Annotated in this window: 25 protein-coding genes and 1 pseudogene; all 26 read right to left on the minus strand. The window is 52.5% G+C overall.

Going from position 1 to position 17,204, the window contains the following annotated elements:
• Positions 1 to 2: 2 nt before the first annotated feature.
• Positions 3 to 755 (minus strand): hypothetical protein, encoded by a 753-nt coding sequence (locus PT300_11550; protein ID MDF7681181.1) that lies wholly within the window; start codon positions 753 to 755, stop codon positions 3 to 5.
• Between the two features lie 31 nt (positions 756 to 786).
• Complete coding sequence (locus tag PT300_11555) at positions 787 to 1,368, minus strand: hypothetical protein (protein MDF7681182.1); 582 nt, start codon at positions 1,366 to 1,368, stop codon at positions 787 to 789.
• A 23-nt stretch (positions 1,369 to 1,391) separates the two neighbouring features.
• Entirely contained in the window at positions 1,392 to 1,715 is a 324-nt protein-coding gene (locus tag PT300_11560) for a hypothetical protein (GenBank protein MDF7681183.1), read from the minus strand.
• Positions 1,716 to 1,780: 65 nt separating this feature from the next.
• Positions 1,781 to 2,581 (minus strand): hypothetical protein, encoded by an 801-nt coding sequence (locus tag PT300_11565; GenBank protein ID MDF7681184.1) that lies wholly within the window; start codon positions 2,579 to 2,581, stop codon positions 1,781 to 1,783.
• On the minus strand, positions 2,544 to 3,146 hold the full coding sequence (locus tag PT300_11570) for a putative phage tail assembly chaperone (GenBank protein MDF7681185.1): 603 nt from the start codon (positions 3,144 to 3,146) through the stop codon (positions 2,544 to 2,546). Before PT300_11570 ends, PT300_11565 begins: the two co-directional genes overlap by 38 nt.
• Positions 3,147 to 3,161: 15 nt before the next feature.
• Positions 3,162 to 3,560 (minus strand): DUF3277 domain-containing protein, encoded by a 399-nt coding sequence (locus PT300_11575; GenBank protein ID MDF7681186.1) that lies wholly within the window; start codon positions 3,558 to 3,560, stop codon positions 3,162 to 3,164.
• A gap of 41 nt (positions 3,561 to 3,601) precedes the next feature.
• On the minus strand, positions 3,602 to 3,949 hold the full coding sequence (locus PT300_11580; protein MDF7681187.1) for a DUF3383 family protein: 348 nt from the start codon (positions 3,947 to 3,949) through the stop codon (positions 3,602 to 3,604).
• Complete coding sequence (locus PT300_11585) at positions 3,855 to 5,114, minus strand: DUF3383 family protein (GenBank protein MDF7681188.1); 1,260 nt, start codon at positions 5,112 to 5,114, stop codon at positions 3,855 to 3,857. The genes PT300_11580 and PT300_11585 overlap by 95 nt, the downstream gene beginning before the upstream one ends.
• Before the next feature lie 2 nt (positions 5,115 to 5,116).
• Complete coding sequence (locus tag PT300_11590) at positions 5,117 to 5,611, minus strand: hypothetical protein (protein MDF7681189.1); 495 nt, start codon at positions 5,609 to 5,611, stop codon at positions 5,117 to 5,119.
• The gene (locus PT300_11595) at positions 5,535 to 5,870 is read right to left on the minus strand and encodes a hypothetical protein (GenBank protein ID MDF7681190.1); all 336 of its coding nucleotides are present in this window, start codon (positions 5,868 to 5,870) and stop codon (positions 5,535 to 5,537) included. Before PT300_11595 ends, PT300_11590 begins: the two co-directional genes overlap by 77 nt.
• Positions 5,870 to 6,028 carry a hypothetical protein gene (locus PT300_11600; GenBank protein ID MDF7681191.1) on the minus strand — a complete coding sequence of 53 codons (159 nt, stop codon included), beginning with the start codon at positions 6,026 to 6,028 and terminating at the stop codon, positions 5,870 to 5,872. The genes PT300_11595 and PT300_11600 overlap by 1 nt, the downstream gene beginning before the upstream one ends.
• Entirely contained in the window at positions 6,021 to 6,347 is a 327-nt protein-coding gene (locus PT300_11605) for a hypothetical protein (protein MDF7681192.1), read from the minus strand. Before PT300_11605 ends, PT300_11600 begins: the two co-directional genes overlap by 8 nt.
• Positions 6,344 to 6,706 (minus strand): DUF4054 domain-containing protein, encoded by a 363-nt coding sequence (locus PT300_11610; GenBank protein MDF7681193.1) that lies wholly within the window; start codon positions 6,704 to 6,706, stop codon positions 6,344 to 6,346. The genes PT300_11605 and PT300_11610 overlap by 4 nt, the downstream gene beginning before the upstream one ends.
• 15 nt (positions 6,707 to 6,721) lie before the next feature.
• Positions 6,722 to 7,690, minus strand: a complete 969-nt coding sequence (locus PT300_11615; GenBank protein MDF7681194.1) for a DUF2184 domain-containing protein — start codon at positions 7,688 to 7,690, stop codon at positions 6,722 to 6,724.
• A 3-nt stretch (positions 7,691 to 7,693) separates the two neighbouring features.
• Positions 7,694 to 8,185 carry a hypothetical protein gene (locus PT300_11620; GenBank protein MDF7681195.1) on the minus strand — a complete coding sequence of 164 codons (492 nt, stop codon included), beginning with the start codon at positions 8,183 to 8,185 and terminating at the stop codon, positions 7,694 to 7,696.
• Entirely contained in the window at positions 8,166 to 9,335 is a 1,170-nt protein-coding gene (locus PT300_11625) for a DUF2213 domain-containing protein (GenBank protein MDF7681196.1), read from the minus strand. Before PT300_11625 ends, PT300_11620 begins: the two co-directional genes overlap by 20 nt.
• Positions 9,336 to 9,338: 3 nt before the next feature.
• A complete protein-coding gene (locus tag PT300_11630; protein MDF7681197.1) occupies positions 9,339 to 10,130 on the minus strand; it encodes a phage minor head protein in 792 nt (263 codons plus the stop codon).
• Entirely contained in the window at positions 10,099 to 11,490 is a 1,392-nt protein-coding gene (locus PT300_11635; GenBank protein MDF7681198.1) for a DUF1073 domain-containing protein, read from the minus strand. The genes PT300_11630 and PT300_11635 overlap by 32 nt, the downstream gene beginning before the upstream one ends.
• Entirely contained in the window at positions 11,490 to 12,908 is a 1,419-nt protein-coding gene (gene terL / locus PT300_11640) for a phage terminase large subunit (GenBank protein MDF7681199.1), read from the minus strand. Before terL ends, PT300_11635 begins: the two co-directional genes overlap by 1 nt.
• Positions 12,874 to 13,861, minus strand: a pseudogene (locus PT300_11645) (terminase small subunit). Before PT300_11645 ends, terL begins: the two are co-directional and overlap by 35 nt.
• Before the next feature lie 28 nt (positions 13,862 to 13,889).
• Positions 13,890 to 14,111, minus strand: coding sequence for a hypothetical protein (locus PT300_11650; protein MDF7681200.1), 222 nt, complete (start codon positions 14,109 to 14,111; stop codon positions 13,890 to 13,892).
• A 49-nt stretch (positions 14,112 to 14,160) separates the two neighbouring features.
• Entirely contained in the window at positions 14,161 to 14,688 is a 528-nt protein-coding gene (locus PT300_11655; protein ID MDF7681201.1) for a hypothetical protein, read from the minus strand.
• 247 nt (positions 14,689 to 14,935) lie between these two features.
• A complete protein-coding gene (locus tag PT300_11660) occupies positions 14,936 to 15,592 on the minus strand; it encodes an antA/AntB antirepressor family protein (protein ID MDF7681202.1) in 657 nt (218 codons plus the stop codon).
• Positions 15,593 to 16,049: 457 nt separating this feature from the next.
• Entirely contained in the window at positions 16,050 to 16,478 is a 429-nt protein-coding gene (locus tag PT300_11665) for a lysis protein (protein MDF7681203.1), read from the minus strand.
• A 39-nt stretch (positions 16,479 to 16,517) separates the two neighbouring features.
• Positions 16,518 to 16,718: a hypothetical protein gene (locus PT300_11670; protein ID MDF7681204.1), complete on the minus strand. Its 201-nt coding sequence runs from the start codon at positions 16,716 to 16,718 to the stop codon at positions 16,518 to 16,520.
• 18 nt (positions 16,719 to 16,736) lie between these two features.
• Positions 16,737 to 17,195 (minus strand): lysozyme, encoded by a 459-nt coding sequence (locus PT300_11675; GenBank protein MDF7681205.1) that lies wholly within the window; start codon positions 17,193 to 17,195, stop codon positions 16,737 to 16,739.
• Positions 17,196 to 17,204: the final 9 nt, after the last annotated feature.

Raw genomic sequence — 17,204 nt, forward strand, 5'->3', positions numbered from 1 at the left:
CGTTAACCCCCCATCATTGATTTAAGCTCTTTGCCGATCATCTTAATTCCCGATTGACTGACTTCTTTCGGTTGTGTTTTGCCAAGGTTCTTTTTGGCAGGTGACGATGATTTCACATCCGGATGGATACCCCGGGCCTTCTGTGACTCAACGATAAATATTTCCCGTAGCGTTAGCGTAAACTCCGCCGAACCGTCGTACATCTGCGTAACACTGAGACTCAGGATCATCATGTTGTGGTACTGGCGGATCCCTGTCTGAACGGTGATTGTCTCGCCGCTTTTTTGCAGGGTCAGCAGGTCTTCATACGCTTTTCCTACCCGGTCGAGCGTAGCCGAGGTGTCATTAGCAAGCCCCGCCGCTTCCGGATACCAGGGAGCCAAAACCCGGCTTACCTGCTCTTTTGCTCCGTCTGCCATCGTCAGAAACTGATTCGCCATTGCCTCAGTCTGGCGGGTATATGCGGTGATTTCGAGGGGGAGCGGGTAGGCTTCATAAAATGACGTGTCGTAACCGGTCAGATTTTTGAATTGTTGCGGTGGCGAGTAGCCAACCATCACACCAGACACGGTGATTTCTTTTGGTTCGAGAACGGCGTGATCGGCAATGCTGGCTCCTGATTCAACCGGGTTCTCAGTCAGGCGCAACGTGGATCCATGCCCTTCCACGGTTACGCAGTCCAGAATAAAATCGCCAATTGAGCGCGTGATGACCGTCGCCCGACGTGAGGTGTTAAATCCGCTAAGAATATCCATAGGACTCCGGAAATGAAAAATATAAGAGGGCTTAACGATTAACCCCTCCCTCCAGGTTTCTGGCCGTCTGCTTCAGCGATTTTTCCAGCCCTTTAGCTGACAGGTCTGCAGCCTGCACCGGATCTGTGCTGGCAATGTGCTGGGTTACCTGGATGTCATTTTTGATGCTGGTCTGCCTGCTGTTATTGGTCGTGGCGTTCGTCACACCGTTACCTATCATTGCGTTACCCGCGACCGGAGAGGGTGATTGTGTGATGGATTTTATGGTCTGATCGAGGTCGATCGCCTTCCCTTTAACATCAACATCGCCGTCGCCAAGCCCTACCATGTCTTTGGCTCCGTCCCATAATCCCTTCAGCTTGCCGACCGTATCATCATACTTCTTCGTGACCCAGTTAAAGGCTTCCTCAAACGGTTTCTTAATCATATCGGTCACCAGTCTGAAGGTGTCGCCGATTTTTTTGGTAAAACTGTCGGTATCACTGCCCCAGATATCGAACAGGCCCTTAATTAACTCCCAGCCCTGCTGAAATGGTAAGGTAAGAAGCCCAGACACCCGGGCGAACGCCGCGCCGAGCGCTTTAACGGTCTTCCCGGCGCCTTCCTCGCTCATCCCCAGTGATTTGAGGATGTTCTTTACCCCGTCGCTGAAGAACGTCTTAATCTTCTCCCATGTCTCCTGGACGGTTTCCAGAAGTCGCCGAAGGACGATTCACCCGTTTTCAGCCACCGGTACAGATCGTACAGCACATACCCCAGTCCCACCACCAGTCCGATAACCAGTCCAATGGGGTTCATCAGCAGCGCACGACCGAGCCAGATAAACGCCTTACCTGCCGTTCCCACAAGTTTAATAACTTGGCTGAACGGAGAGGTCAGCAGCGCCAGCGCACGACCAAACATTCCTGTACCTTTGATAACGGACAGGAACAGATTAGTGCCGAACGCTGCTGCAAACATGGAGCCCAGGAGTTTCAGCGAGGTTTTAAACTCACCGGATAAATTACCACCAGTCTTTTACGCGCTTAATCCAGGCAATACAGCTTCCCAGAATTCGCCGAACTGTGATTCTCCCCATCCAGATAGACCATCAAGTCGTCAATGATGAGCATTAAACCGACAATTGCAGCAACTATCCAGGTAATCGGGTTCATCAGCATCGTGCGGTTGAGGATGGCGAACGCCGCCGTCAGCATGACAAGCGCACCTTTCCAGCCGATGGTGTTTTTAACCACCGAACCGATCGCCCTGCCGGTATTCACAATCACCTGTATCGCGCGCGCGCCAAACTGGATAGTTTTCGTTAGCCCGCCCGCAACCAGCTCTTTACTGGCACTGAGCCAGTTGTTAAAACCATTCACCGCATTCGTCAGTTGGGGCAGCAGGTTGAGCGCGATTTTGGTTTTAACTGACTCTATCGATACCCCGGTGCGTTTCATTGCGGCCTGGTACTCGTCAGCCTGCTGTAGCTCTGCCTGTGAGATGTTGAAGAGCAAGCCTTTCTCTTTTGACAGCGTACGCGCACCACCCACGGCCTGATCAATAAAGCCCAGTACCCGCCCGGATACATAGCCAATCAGAGCCCCCACACCCGCCGCCAGCATCTTCAGCTTACCGACCGATTTCTCCGCCTCCTTCGCCTTGCGTGTGGCCTCTTCCGTTGTCCGTATCGAATGATCGCCGATATCGTCCAGATTCCGGTTTACCCGGTTTGCCTCGCTGGCAATCTGCGCCGCTGCCACACCCAGAGCGACAACCACGTCATTTATTTTTGCCGCCTGCGTCGTATCAACGCCGATAGCGACCAGCAGTTCCTCGATCTCCATCGTCCGACCTCTGTTGCGCCAGCAAACGCTCAACATATGCCTCGTGGAAATCCAGCACATCCTCGAGCGTGGCCGTGGTGCGTAAATCATGCCCGGTGTAGATACCTTCCATCACCGGGAGCATTTTTATCCAGTCAACATCACTTACCGGGGCCGTCAGCGTCACCGAGTCTGGCATACTTATCGCAGAGGCGACCCCATCGGGCAAAAAATCAGCAAAGTGGAACATTATCCCCTCAATAATGAGCGGAATGTAATGTGAGCGGTGAGCATTGAAATGACGGTTAAACACATCGGTACGGTTGAGCGTGACCGGCTGGTCGTTCTCATCGCGTACCGTAACGTATTTAATGATAAATGCCTCAACACCCTGCATTTCTGCTGAGCCGATATTCGACACGATGCCGCCAATATCGATTTCAACCTTCGAATCCTGCATGGAGATACATCCCGAGAGCGACATCCAGTCAACATACTTAAGCAGCGCCAGCAGTTTCATTGCCTGGTTTTTGGCCTCGATAAAATTGGCCTGGCGATGTTCATAGATCACATCATCTTTATTCATTTAATGCCCCTTTTGCTAATCGGGTAACAATACGTTCGAACTGGATAATCCAGGTGTTGGGGTTATGCGCAGTACCACGGGCATGGGTCGGCGGCGTGGTAAAAATCCCGCCTGTCCGACCAGTTCGTCCCCGTTCCAGGTATCCTTAAAGTACATCTCAATCGGAGTGGGTGCCGACTGGCTGTTGAGGATTTGATTACGCAAATCGCACAGGAATTTGTTGTCAGCGGAATGCTGTAACAGCTTAAAGGTGAGAATACCGGACTCGTTGCCGGTAAACACAAATACCCCGCGCCCTCCGGCACCGATGGTATACGCGCCATCATCCCCGACGGGTGCCAGAGAAAACGAGTCGCTGGACTCGTCCCACGCAGTAATTTCGTAACCGTTCAGCGACAGGGTGCTGCGGTGCATGACAGGATGCTGCGGTCATGTTTTTTATCATTTTTTTATCCTTAACGGTTAAACTGAATAAGCAGGTCAGCAGAATGACCCGCTCCCGCCAGTTTGATGGCGCACATAACCGGCATCATTTTGCGGGCCTCGCGATCGGCATCAGACTGCAGGTCGAAACTGTCGGAGTAGAAATAGAAGCCTTCGTCGAGCCGGTCGCCCCACGTCAGCGCACCCACGTCATTACCCCGCCACAGACCACCTGCCAGAAACCCGTTGCGCACGAACTCAGCACCAATGATATTCAGGAGCCAATCAGCATCGCCTAACTTTGTCGGTTTGCGGCACTTTGCTCGGGTTGCCCTGCAGCGCGGTAAATGCCTGTTTCTGGCAGGCGTCAAGAAACGCATCGAGCCCCATCACTTCATCGATGAACGTGCCACCCAGCATCTGCCCTTCAGCCAGCATGTTGATGCCGTCATAGTCGGTATAAAAATTGATGCCCAGTCGCTGGCATTTCGCCGCTTCGGTTAATGTGATGCGGTCATCCGAGCGCACGCTGGTCTGCTGCTTGAACTTGACGGTTTTAGCGGTGTTCTGTCCCTGCCAGAGCGTTGAAACGGCAATCGCCAGCAGCTCTGCTGCAGCATGGTTATCACCGGTTTTGTTGTACTGCACCATCAGGCGACCACTGTTTTTGTCGTACAGTTTTTTGAGCATATTCGCGTTGTTCCACTCGATTTGCTCATCACGCACTGCGGTGTACGCCAGCACTTTCAAATCCGCCGCAGCAATCCAGGAATGCGCGTCGTCCAGTTGCTCATCTGTCAGTGCATCAGCGAAATAGGCGGAATCGTACCAGTTCTGGTAAAGGTTCTGCAACTTATGCATCGCTTCGGATGGCAGTTCGGCGTTGACTGTCTGTGCCGCCTGCCCGGTGATTACCGTCGCCTGCCCGTCTTCCAGCTTCAGCAGACTGCCGATATAAGAACCGGTTCCGGGGTCGGTGGCATAACCAATACGGGTTGCGGGATAGGCTCCGGCAGTCTGCGCCTGAATAATAAGGCGGTTACCGACACCATCCCACAACGCGCCGATGTTGCCTGATTCCGGGAGCTGGTCGTCAATCACAGCGGCCACATCGCTGAAATCAATCGCTGTGCTAAAATCCAGCCCGCTCAGCGTGGTGGCGACACCGCCGATATTCAGCGTCATAGCGCCGTCGGTGATGGCTTTGAATGTGTTAATGCCAGCGGAAATCGTTGAGCCTTTGAGCGCGTTTGCGGTGGCAGCAATTTCCTGTGTTTCAGCGGCGAACCGGCCAATCATGGCGCGTTTCGGTCGCGGACGGGCACTGAACAGCGAAAGTGCCGCTTTGTAAACCTCTGACTTCGAACCAAACTGACTGGCTACATCCTCAGGGCCGGATACAAACAAATAGCGGGTTGTGGCATCCTGGAACGGTTCGCCAACGTCTGAAGTAAAAATGGTAACCATACTCAAATCCCGGCGCTGTGCTGCGGTAGCCTGCGGCAGGATCTGTGCATTGATGACCTCCTTAATGGGTAAGCTCATTGCTAATCCTCATAAAGAATAATATCCACCGTCTCACCACGGTTAAGCGGTGCGGCAATACGATGGATATGAGAGAGTGTTAAATCGATTTGCGCCCGTTGCTCCTTGCCACCAGCAATCGCCGTCGGCAGATTGCGGATTTGCGGCTTACGGACAATTCCAGCGGGGATCTGTTTGAATTGTTGCTGCGCGTAATGAGTACTGAGTGATGACGACAGTTTTTCGATAATCAGGCAGGCGTTAGGTCCAAAGGCGTTAACCGATATCAGCGTTTCACGGGTTGAGGTAATGATCTCGGCTTCGGCTACCCCGTCAAAGCGGCGCTCTTCACCGATGAGATCGGACGTCATGCTGCTGACAGAAATAAAGTAATCCAGCGCCGAAACATCGGTTTCCTCGTTTCCGTCAATCACCCGGCCCTCAGGTAACTGTAAAACCGCCGCTATCGTCTGCCTGACTGCCTTCATATCGAGTTGCGAAAGCGTCGTAATAGCCATAATCATTCCATAATGATTTACTGATAATGCGCCAGCGCAGACCATTCCATGAGAACAACTCTTTATTCTCAACAGGTGCCTGCGTCATCACGCGCACCGTCGGGTTATAGCGATCACCCTCAGGCAGGATCTGCAGGTCATCGTTGCTGGCAGGCCGCACAATGCAGATAAGTTTCCGCATGGTGCCGGATGCTGCGGTAAATTCACACTCCTGACCAAAGAACGGATCAGAGAATATTTCGTCGGCAAAATCGTCCATTATTTATCGCGTACCTCATAAGTGATGGATTGCAGTAAATTCCCGGTATCGATTAGCGGTCTGGAGGACCCTTTTCTGGCGATGGTTTTCGGGTCCAGCGGTGGTGCAATTCCCGACTGGATTTTGCGTTTAACCTCGCCAGCAAGTTTTTCACCCACCAGCGCGTCTCAGCGCAAACGCCGCTTCCGTTTGTCCGTCTTCGAAAATCGCTTCCTGAAGACGTTTAGCCAGAAACCGTGAGGCCTGTTCCTTATTCTCACGGAGGGTAGAGCGCAGAAACGAACGCTCAGGAATATGACCTGGCACGCCGAACTCATGCGCGGCGGCAATCGTGGCCGTGCTGAGACCATCATCACGCCCTGTATTGCTGGCTGCTGGTACGCCAATAACCACTTTCGTCCGTCCCAGCGCACGAATACGGGCCTCCAGTGCCCTAAGTCCCGCGCCTTTAAATTTTCCCGAATTTTTAATCATCACCGTATCGCCAGTACATGCACACCCACCAGCTTACGCAGCCGGATATATTCCTGCCCGTAACTGCTGGAGGCGTAGCCGTCGTGATTAACCCCGAAACCAGCGTCAGGTGCGGAATAACCCAGCGACAAGCCGCCTGCACTTTTGCTGGTAACGGCCATAACCGGTTTTCCATTTGCATTGCCTGAGCCGGTTAACACGCCAGAGGCATAAAGCAGATGCGCCGCCATGGCGTGCTGGCCCTGTTCATAGAGCTTTCGCCACACCCTGCGGCTCATCTGGTTTGCAGCATCCTGCAGGGCGCCTGCAATACGCTCTGGCGATATAGCGGTGAATTCAGGGTAACGTGCGGTAAATTCCATGCTACCCCCCCGTGATTACTCTGCTGGCGAGGATTTATAGTCAACGTAAACAGCCGACTGTGGCTGTTTCCACATTGCACCACCGAATGCCGAGCGATAGCCGCACTCGTAGGTCAGCAGATCACGCGGTCGTACAGCCAGCAGTTCTGGCATATGCACTTCCATTTCAACGTAATCCGCTTCATACGTGTAGATAGCCATGCGGGTTTTACCCGTCTTGATGCCAACCGCATAATTGCTGGGTACTTTGACAAAAGTGATACTGAAATTATCGTTGCCGGAAGCCTTACGCAGCGCCGCCATGATGCGGTCCATTGCCGCAATCGGCAGCAGGTCGGTACCGACAACAATCGGGTTTGGATCGAATTTCTGCATCGCCAGCATGAAGTCGCTGGCATCCATTGCGATATGCGTTGGCTGGATGCGGTAACCGGATTTTCGCCAGGCTACGTTGTAAGCATCCAAAACCAGCTTAACAAACTCATCCGATGTCAGTTCAGCAATGGTTTTGCCGGAAGCGTCGATAATAATTTGCACACCCGTGCCCGTCAGTAAACCTTCCTGGCCCTTCACACCCTGATGCCCGACATAACCCGCGTACTGGATAGTCGACAGGGCGTTAGCGTACAAATCATCCTGTTTCTTGGATTGCAGGTTAATATTGAGTCTGGCGATTTTCTCCAGTTCCTGCTGCGTCCAGGTGGCCGCCTTAGCCCACTGGCCGACAGGTGCTTTCAGCCATTCGATATCACTGTCAATGGTTTTCAGGCTGTTGGTTTTATTTCCGATGATGCCGTCTTTAACCGATCCGACTGCTTTCGAGACGCCAAAATCCACATATTCCCGGGAAAAATCGAGCCCCTCTTTAACGGGAAGCGCTTCGCCAATGTTGATCTCCGGTAGTTCTTTTTCCTGCAGCTCCATATCGCGCTCGGTTAGCGCTTCCTGCAGCACTTCTTCGAAATCTGCTGATTCCATAGGCATTGGTTATGCTCCTTCCGTCTGCTGAACTGCCTGTTGTACATAGCCCAGGGTGATGGCCACGCAGTTATTACCTGCACTCACATCCTCCACCCAGTAACCCAGATCGATATTGCCGGTTGCTTCGGTAGTCACCTTCCCGGCATCGGCACCCGTCGCGACGATATAGGCGGTATCGCCACGGGTAAAATCAGCGTCATCGACCGTCAGTGCGCCGACACAGTCACCGTGCGAGAAATGCCCCACGTTGACCTGTTTGTTATGCGGCGCACCGTCGCCATAGATATCGCGCACCACAATCCCGTGGATACGGGTATCGTCAGCAAGAGGCATGACGCCACCCTCGGGGTTGACCGCTACGAACGTGCCATAGGGCAACTTCGTTTCGGTCAGGTTCTCTTCGCCCCAGACTTTGTCGTTTGAGCTGGAGGCTCGTTTAATCGAGCCCGGTTTGATGGTGCCTTCGGCACCGTCCCAGTCAGTAAACCCGAATGCCATAATTATTTTCCTCCAAGGCGTTGCGTTGCGGTTTTTTCGAAGCTGGCTTGTTGTCTTTCAGTAACTGAGCGCCAATCTCGCTACGTGGTTTTGACGTGGCCTGAATGGCCGCGTATGCCGCGCGGACTTCGCTGTCGGTCATTTTTTTGACCTGCGCGTCATTAAACGCCCGGGTACTTACCAGCACAGCGGCACGAACATCACGCGCGGATTTAGCATCACTGAAACTAATTTTCGGGAAACGGACTTTCGCATCGGTCAGGGTCGCTTCGGTTTCTGCGTCAGCTTTCAGATCGGCGAGTTCTTTTTCCAGTTTTTCCACCTTCGCTTTCAGGTCTGCGTTTTCGGTTTCCAGTGCAGCGATTTTCGCGTCCTTATCATCACCACCATCAGCTGCGGGATTGTCGTCGGTTGTCACCGGCGCACCCGTCACGCTCTCCAGTTGCGCTTTAAGTTCCGCCAGTTGCGCCAGCACTTCCTGAGCCTTCTCCGTTGCTTCTTCCGTTCCCTGTCCCTGGAGTTCTTCCAGCGCCTTTTCCAGCGCGGCGATCATGCCGACCAGTTCATCAGCGGTCAGGGCGGCACCTTCCGCATCCTTCAGTTTTTTGCCCTTCAGGAATTTCAGGGCGTCAGTTAATGTTTTGAACATCGTCTTACCTTTTTTGTCGTTTAACTTACACTGAGGTCCGTAACGCCCCTCTGCCACGCCCGCGACGTGATTGCCACGGATGTTGATGTGGTAAAGCTTTCCGCCCCGCTCGACGAGTGTTGCCGGTTCATACCCGACCGACACCTCCCGGATACCGGTTGCCTCCAGCGCCTCTATGGCTGTCGCGTCAGTGAGGTAAACATCGCAAACTACGGTATCCCCTTCTATGTGGGTGTTAGCAATATGCCCAACTGCTTTATCCCTATGGTCCACAGCGGTCACTTCTCCATCATCAGGATGGGTCAGCGTGAAGGGGAGGCCATTAAATGAAGCGAGGGTTTCGGGCTTTGACAGCTCGTCGAGGGTGCGGATAACGGTAACTTTTTTGCCGGCATCGCTGCCAGTTAATCCCAGTTCGTGGCCGTAATACTCAACCGGCCCCGCACGGGTTATCGTCGCAGTGGTAATAACATACCCCTGCGGTGTTCGTTTCCAGGCCATGAATTAATCCCATGAGACGTATGGAAGGGCGACGCAACGACACTGATAATCCTCACCAGGTTTACCCTCGTATGCGCCGATACTTTTTCTCTTCTTCCAGGTTTTGCCGCCATCAGCGGAGTAGACTGTCGGGTCGGAGTATTTGCAGAGCATATTGTTCAGCACCCGATGACTGTGGCGTTCACGTTCGTCACCTGCCCCACCCCATTCATACAAATCAAGACCCAGCGCCACACTGCGCGCTTCTGTCAGGTCGGCATTGAGTTTTGCAGTCTGATCCCGGGCAATGAATTTCGCCCGGCTTTTTGTAACGTTGCCCCGCTCCCGGATAGTATCGATGAGGTTTTCATGCCTGCCACCCGCGGCGAGATTGCCAAAAACTTTCTCGCCGATATCGTTGATAAAATCGGTCTGAATAGACTTAATCAGGGCGACATTCTCCCGCACCGCCTTGTCCATCTGCGCTTTGATGGCCCCGTCGCCCAGCATCCCGGAAAGGTCAATTCCGAACGCAGCGTTATAGATGCGTTGCGTCCGCACCTTATTCTGGGTATTCGCCCGCGTTACCAGCCCCACAGATAATCGACTGGCAATTTCAGCAATGGATATGCCCGCCAGGCGCTGAATAACTTTTGATAACCGGGTGGTGATAATGAGAGGGGGTGTAGCGGGTGCATCATTGAGCGCGGGGCTTGCCAGTTCGTCGATAACTATCCGCACCATGCCGTCGATAAACTCAGTCAGGCGGTCGCGGTACCAGATTTCACAGCGCTTGTCCGGCTTGAGTGGCCGCATTCTCCGCCGTCGCGGTTTCCGCTGGCCCTGCCTGCGCTCCAGTAGTTGTTGAAGTTCCATAGCTGCTCCATGAATCAGAATCTGCGCCTGCGCTGACGATGCCCTTTATTTCCTCTTCCGTGACGGTTTTCAGCACGCCACGATTGATCATCTCCCGGATAGCAACCTCGTCAGTCAGAATTGACGATGTGACCAGCGTGTTAAACCCGGTGGCGTACTGGCTAAACCGGGTTGCCTCATCAGCTTCGTTAATGCTGTCGATTGTCGGGTATTCATAGGTCAGACTTTCCGTGATGGCGAGTTTGTCCAGAATGAACTGATCGGCGAAATCCTGCATGGGGCGCAGACGCGATTCCTGCAGGCCGTTAATGGTTTCGTAATAGGATTTATTGTCTTCCTCGCCGCTACTGAACCCGCTGGCCGATTCACCGAATAGCACCGTTATCGGTCGGTCCAGGGCACCAGACAGCACTATCGCCATTTTGCTAATCACGTCAGAGAGGCCGGTGAATTGCGCGTTCTTCTGCTCATATCGCCCTTGCGTCTGTGCGTCTCCCGCATCAATCAACAGCAGCCCGGTAGAGGATTTGGTTTCCTTCATCACCCTGGCGTACTCGCGCACCTGTCCTTCCTGACCCGCTGCGATCTGGTTATTCATGCCGGGAATAAACAGCACATCGACATTCGCTTCCTGAATGGTGTCGCCGGTGCTCAGGATTGCAGTGTCGAACGTTTTAACATGCTCGTAAGGCGCCTGAAGGTCTGACGTGCCAAACTGCGCGCGATCCTTAATGCTGTGATTGCCCAGCTTCGTCCGGCAGCAGCGGGAGTGGTGAAACCTGAGTTGCTTTGTCCCGACATCAAGTTGATACGTCAGCGGTTCACCAAAACAGTCAGAGCGGATATCAGTGATGACGGTCCTGTCTGGCGTGTACTCACCTTTCCGGAACACCAGGAACTTAACGATATCTTCGTTCTGCAGATTAAGGGGCGAGGCGATCTGGTCGTCAGCACAATCTGTGATAGCCACAATTAGCGAGTCACCCAGCAAGGACGCCCAGCCAAGAGCACTATGGAATACCTCGTTCAGCTTCAATTCTTTTTCTGCATCGGTAATTCGCTGGATCAGAGCGCTATCAACATCACCCGAAAATTTCCGGGGCAGCTTCAGCATGTCATCGGCCGTTTTGTTGATGTACTTCTTCACCACCCACGATTTCTTATTCATCGCGAGCAGTTCTTTATCCGACACATCGGGTTTACTGCTGCTGTACCGCACCGCGCCGATCTTCTCGCCGAGCGAGGTCATTAAACTAACCAGACCATCATTCAGACGGCCAACAAAGTTCTTTTTCGCCATTACAGGATATCCAGTGGACTGAGGGTTTTTCTCTGGTACAAATAACGTAGCGCCTGCGTCATGGCGTCAACGGTGTCATCGTGCCCGGCAAACGGGAATGTCGTGATTTCTTCCACCGTTTCGGTGATCCACGGTGCAATATCAGGGTGTGGCAGCCAGACATTGCCCGCCTCCCATTCTGCGGTACATGCGTGGGCCCGTGCGATTTTACTGCCATCCGGCTCTACCGGAATTAATCCTGATATGATCGATTTCAGTGAGTCAATAACTGCCGGACCGTTGGCTTTATTCTCCACCAACTTGCGCCGCGCCTGCGGGTATTTCTCAACCAGTAACTTCACGGCTTTGAGGGTTTCGGTAAAGCTCATGCGCTTGCGGGTCTGATATAGCAGATAAGCATTAGCGCCTTTCTTACCCCATACCTGACCCACAACATAATCCGTACCGTTGCTGTCCTTAAACGTCATATCCCAGCTGTGAATCACTTCATCAAAGGCATCAGGCAGATCTTTCGGCAGGTAGTACCGGGCAAATTCTTCATGGAATATCTGCCCGTCTCCGGGTTTTGGTTTCTGCTGATACATCGCAGACCAGAAATAATCCCCGAGAATGGCTTTTGTTTCCAGCAATTTATCCAGCGGGTGCAGTTCAGGCACCAGCGCTTCGCCCTGCTCATTGATCGCAGGGAACGCCAGAACCTTAGCGCGTGGCGTGATTTCTACTACACGACCGGATAAGTCATCCGTCGCCCAGCGGGTCGCCATGATAATTTCACCACTGTTTTTCGACAGGCGGGTTTTAAACGTGGAAACGTACCAGTTCCAGACAGATTTTTTTGTTGTCGGGCTCAGCGCTTCCTTAGCGTTTTTTATCGGGTCATCGATGATACCAAGATCGATTTTCTTACCCGTTAACGGTCCGCCTACGCCAGCACAGACATATGTCCCTTTATGGTTGGCAATGCCGAATTCGTCAGTGTTGCGCTTTACGGCGACACCATCGTCGGGTTTGTTACCCAGCCATGCGCCCGGGAATATGTTGCGGTATTCCGGCGTGGACATAATGCGCTGAACGTCGGCATTCATGTCCCCCGCCAGATCAGCAGAGTACGACAGCGCACCCACACGCATTTCGGGATATTTGCCAAAGAAATACGCTGGCAGATAACGCGAAACAATATCCGATTTACCATGCTGCGGCGGCGCACCGAGGATCAGTATCGGGCGCACCCCGTCCAGCATATCCAGCAGGAACTGATCCAGAGCATCACAAACCGTCTGTGAGAACTGGCTGGTGATGTATTCGGGGTTAATGTACTGAATGAAGTCGTGGAGGCTTGCCCGGGCGCTGCGCCGCTTGAGTAGTTCCTTAGCTGCTGCCTGTTTACTTACCGCCGATAATTGCGGCGAGTTGCTCATCAGTGAGATCCTCCACACTTACAGAGTGACTATGCTGGATAGGCTCACCATTCGGCCCACTCAGTTCGGTTTTTGTTTTCAGCATGCCGAGGTGTTGGGGCCACCATCTTCATGGCGTCATCCTGATTACGGGTGATGATCTCAAGGCCTGATTTCCCCTCTTTAATCCCGGCGAATAACCTCCGCTCCGCACCAGTTAAATCACGCGTATCGTGGAATACAGTGCGACCAATGCCGACGCCATTGCAACGCGGGCAATCAGGGTTAGGATCCACCGTGCCGTCGTAGCCGTAACCGCCCGTGTCCTGCAGTGCCTTGACACCTTCCATCCCAGCAACTTTCTCCTCGGCTTCCTTAAATTCAACAACGTCGCGCCACTGGTAGTTAAAACCGATCCCCCAGCAGTAACGGCAACAGCCACGATGATGTTCAGTCAGTTGCGTAGCGTCTGCCGTTGCAATATCCCACCACCACTTCAACACTTCGTCCTGCGTTATCCTCACTCTTCGCGAGCGTTCGTCCAGAGCATCGCGGATTGCCTGGCTGACCTTAGCATTCCTTAGCAATCGAGAGGCGTTAACGTATGCCGTGTTACCTTCGCCTTTATAGCCAGCGCGCCGATAAGCAGCCGTACGATTGAGGTCGACTAGATATTCTTCAACAAACCTGACCTGCATATCGTTTAGTCCGTAATTGCGCAGGTTGAAGGGTGGCGCACTTTCCGGTGTATCGTTCTGCGCATCAATTGGCATTTGCTCATGCTGCGCAGTTATGGGGACTTGTTCAGCCTGCGCATTGCGCACTTTCTTCTGCGCAGTTGGCTTTTTGATATAACGCCGCGCAGATGTGTAATTCAGTCCCTGCGCTGCACACCAGTCTTTCGGGGATATTCCTGTTTTGGCGTGCTCGGCGAGGAACTGGTCTTGCAGTGCTCCCCAGTCCGGTTTTGCCATGATGTTGTCCTGTGTTCACGCTATATTATCATTTATGCGCGTTGGGCATCCCCAACCTTCTCTTGCCCGCCCATTGTTTTGCGACATTCAGGCAATCCTCAAAAATTTTCCCTTTTGAACTCAGGTGGGATTTTCTGTGGTAGTAATCAATAGCTGCGTCAGCACCAGATAACGCCGTGTTCTGGTCGTCGTATCCCAGCCTCACCAGCTCTGCAGTGACGTTTTTGTGAATAAATTCCTGTCTGTTCACGCTGGTTCTCCCTCGGGAAAATCACCCAGATCGGGGATAGCAATTTGAGTCAGCTGTAGGGCGATCCTGGTTGCCTCCCGGATTTTTTGATATCGCGCTTGCGTTGCGCCATCAGCACGCTCCCTCTCTGTCCTCGGTGCTCAAACGACAGACGATCAAACGTGGCAATCTGATTGTGGATTTGCTGACCAGTCATATTAATGAGCTGGTTAGCGTCAAGCGTGCCAATACTCACCACTGATTCTTTTTCAACCAAATCCAGCAGCCAGATCCGGAGATCTTTGGCTACGTTTGTGCGAGACATCATTCCTATTAAATGCGCTCCACGAGGAGAGAATAAACGCACATCAATTTCACGTAAGCTATTGTTTATCCCATCCTTCCTCACTTTGGTCACAACAGACATACTCTCTGAAAACTCATCCTCGTGACGTTTGAAAATATTAGAAACTTTATTCGGACTGGCATAACCCAGCAGGTCAGCCAGCGCATCAGTGGTAAACCAGATCTTTCCATCCCCGTTGTCAAACGGGATTACAGTGTGGTTTTTAAACGTTAGAGCAGATTTCATATTCATAGTGACACCTTTTAGAAACGAGCCTCGTTGCCCAGAAACGACGCCCACAGAGAGGTCACCACCAATAACGGCGTTCCTCCGAGGCTCGTTTCCAGAAAGCTCTGTGTGATTTATGCGCCGGGCAAGGCGCGGTGGATTGCAGATATAAAAAAGCCCCGCGATTGCGAGGCTCGTTGTCAGAGTTGATATCCGTCCCCTGACGGACGGGGTTTTACGGCACACCGGGAAACGGCGAGGCTTCCCACCTCTACTGTGCTGGTAGTGCGGTTTTCCGCAGTTTCGGTAAAACCCGCCGCCAGTTTTCATCTGATACACAGTGAGGATGCGGAACAATCGCGCGCGTTTCTCGTTCGAGAACTTTTCTTCCGGCTTCCAGAGTCCGTTGGTACTCAAATGCCATAGAGTAGAAGCTCGGCGCGTATTCAGATTTGAGGGTTCTCATTGCAGGATAGGCCAGCTCGATATTCTTCCGCATATATTCGGCGGCATTCCATATCCAGCAAAGGGAGCAAAGCTCTTCGCGAGTCAGGGTGATTGTCATTGGTTCGTCTTCCAGTGCCGCGGGCTGGCTGGCTGGCTGCTGATGGAGTTTCTTTTCACACTCGATAAAATAGCGACGGATTTGACGTCCCTTTTCGTTGCGCTCAACCATCGCCAGCTCTTTGGCTGTATCCAGGGTAAGATGATATTCCTTACGACGACGTCCTACAGTTTTCGCCAATTTTGGCGAAAATACGATGTAGTCTAAGTTTGCAGTGAAGCCATACTCTGAAATCCGTTCCCGAATCCAATTAGAAAAATCCCTACCGACTTCAAGAAAGACATGTAAATCACGAGCATTGCAAAGTAAAGCAGATTCGTTAGAAATAGAACCACTGAACACAGGAATGAGTTGGTTATTCATTTTTATGCCCTATCAGATATTTTGAATTCCACAGATGTGGTGACCGGGCGCTCAAAACCGCTGATAGACGGCGGACATATTCCCATTGCTGGTATTGTATTAGCCACACGCCCGGTCATAAATCATGAAATCTGGACATAAAAAACCACAAACTATCGGGCGTGGGAACCGCTATCAGAGGTGTTTTGAGCACCGGGTATTACTATAAAATATAAACTGAGATATCGTCAATCAATATGGTGTCAGGAGGGTAGAAACGGCCCAAAAGTTACCGCGGACTTATTCCCCTTTCGGGTGTTGTATTCGTCGCCCTCCCGACTCTGGTCGGGGTGTGACCGCGCGGTGCGTTCACTAAATGACAGGCATAAAAAATCCAACACTGACGGGGTTGGTTCTGACCGCTAATGGGAGGTTTCTACGCCTCACAGATAAACAATAAAGGAAACAGGCTAGTCTGTCAATTCAGGCACTGCGTATTGACGTACTCCTGCAACGCTCTCAGGGCTGTCTGGTCTCGGATAATTCCGGCCCGGATAGCGAGAACGTTTTCTGCAGCAGACTCAGAGAGTTCGACGGTGGTAGTAGTGTCCACGCCGGGGGTGCTGGTGGTTTGGGCAGTGGCTGGCACGGTGGTGCATTTACCTGCGACCCGCACCCGGCCACCAGCAGCCAGACGCTGGCGCAGAGAATCGTTTTCAGCGTTTGCAATGGCTAACTCCTGTGTATATTTCGCGTCAAGTGCCGCTGCGTCACGCTCGCGTCGCGCCATATCGGTGATGGTATTGTTCGCCAGCCTGAGGTTGTTTTCTGCTGTGTTTGCACGTTCCCGTTCATTTGTGTATTTGCCGTGGTAGTGAACAGCCGAACAGACAGCCACACCACACACGGCCACGATTGCCAGTTGATAACGCCAGTTCACGACTATTTACTCACCCAGTTCGAGGACAGAATCCCCTGACTCGGAATAGGCAACCAGCCCGGAATACTCAGGAACGATACCCCCGTCCGTTGATTCAAATTCTGGGATAACAGTATCTGTGATTGTGTAGGCGGGCTGGCTGTTCTCCTCAGCAAATTTAGCCAGTTCTCTGATTTGTTTGATAGTCAGTGTTAGAGGTTCCACAATTTTCTCCTGTTTTCATGGTTACGAATATTTTTGCTCAAATAACTTGCGCTCTGCCTCACGCCGTTTAGTCAGTCCGGCCAGCACACGACCGCCTGATTTATTCCAGCGGGCAAATTCACGCGCAGCACCTGCGTAATCCCCCTGATTCAGACGTTTCAGTAGCGTGGAGGACGAGAACGAGCGCTGCCCGACGTTATAGGTGAACGACACCAGCGCGTCGAACTGGTTCTGATTCAGCCGTACCCGCACCAGTTTATTAACCGCCTGCTCAAACTGCACCACACCGCAGCGTAATAACCGCTCAGCTGTTTCCTGGTCAATCCTCAGTCCGGGTTTGATCGGTTTGCCGTCTACCGATTGTGTCCATCCGTATCCTATTGTCCATGGCGCGTGTCCTGTTCCAGGGTCAGGATATGCTGATAGACTACAACCCTCGAATCGTTTAATGAGTTCGATGCCGTTTTCTGATATTTGCACGAAAAAATA

Source organism: Enterobacteriaceae bacterium ESL0689 (assembly GCA_029433525.1).
Taxonomy (GTDB): Bacteria; Pseudomonadota; Gammaproteobacteria; order Enterobacterales; family Enterobacteriaceae; genus JAQTIF01.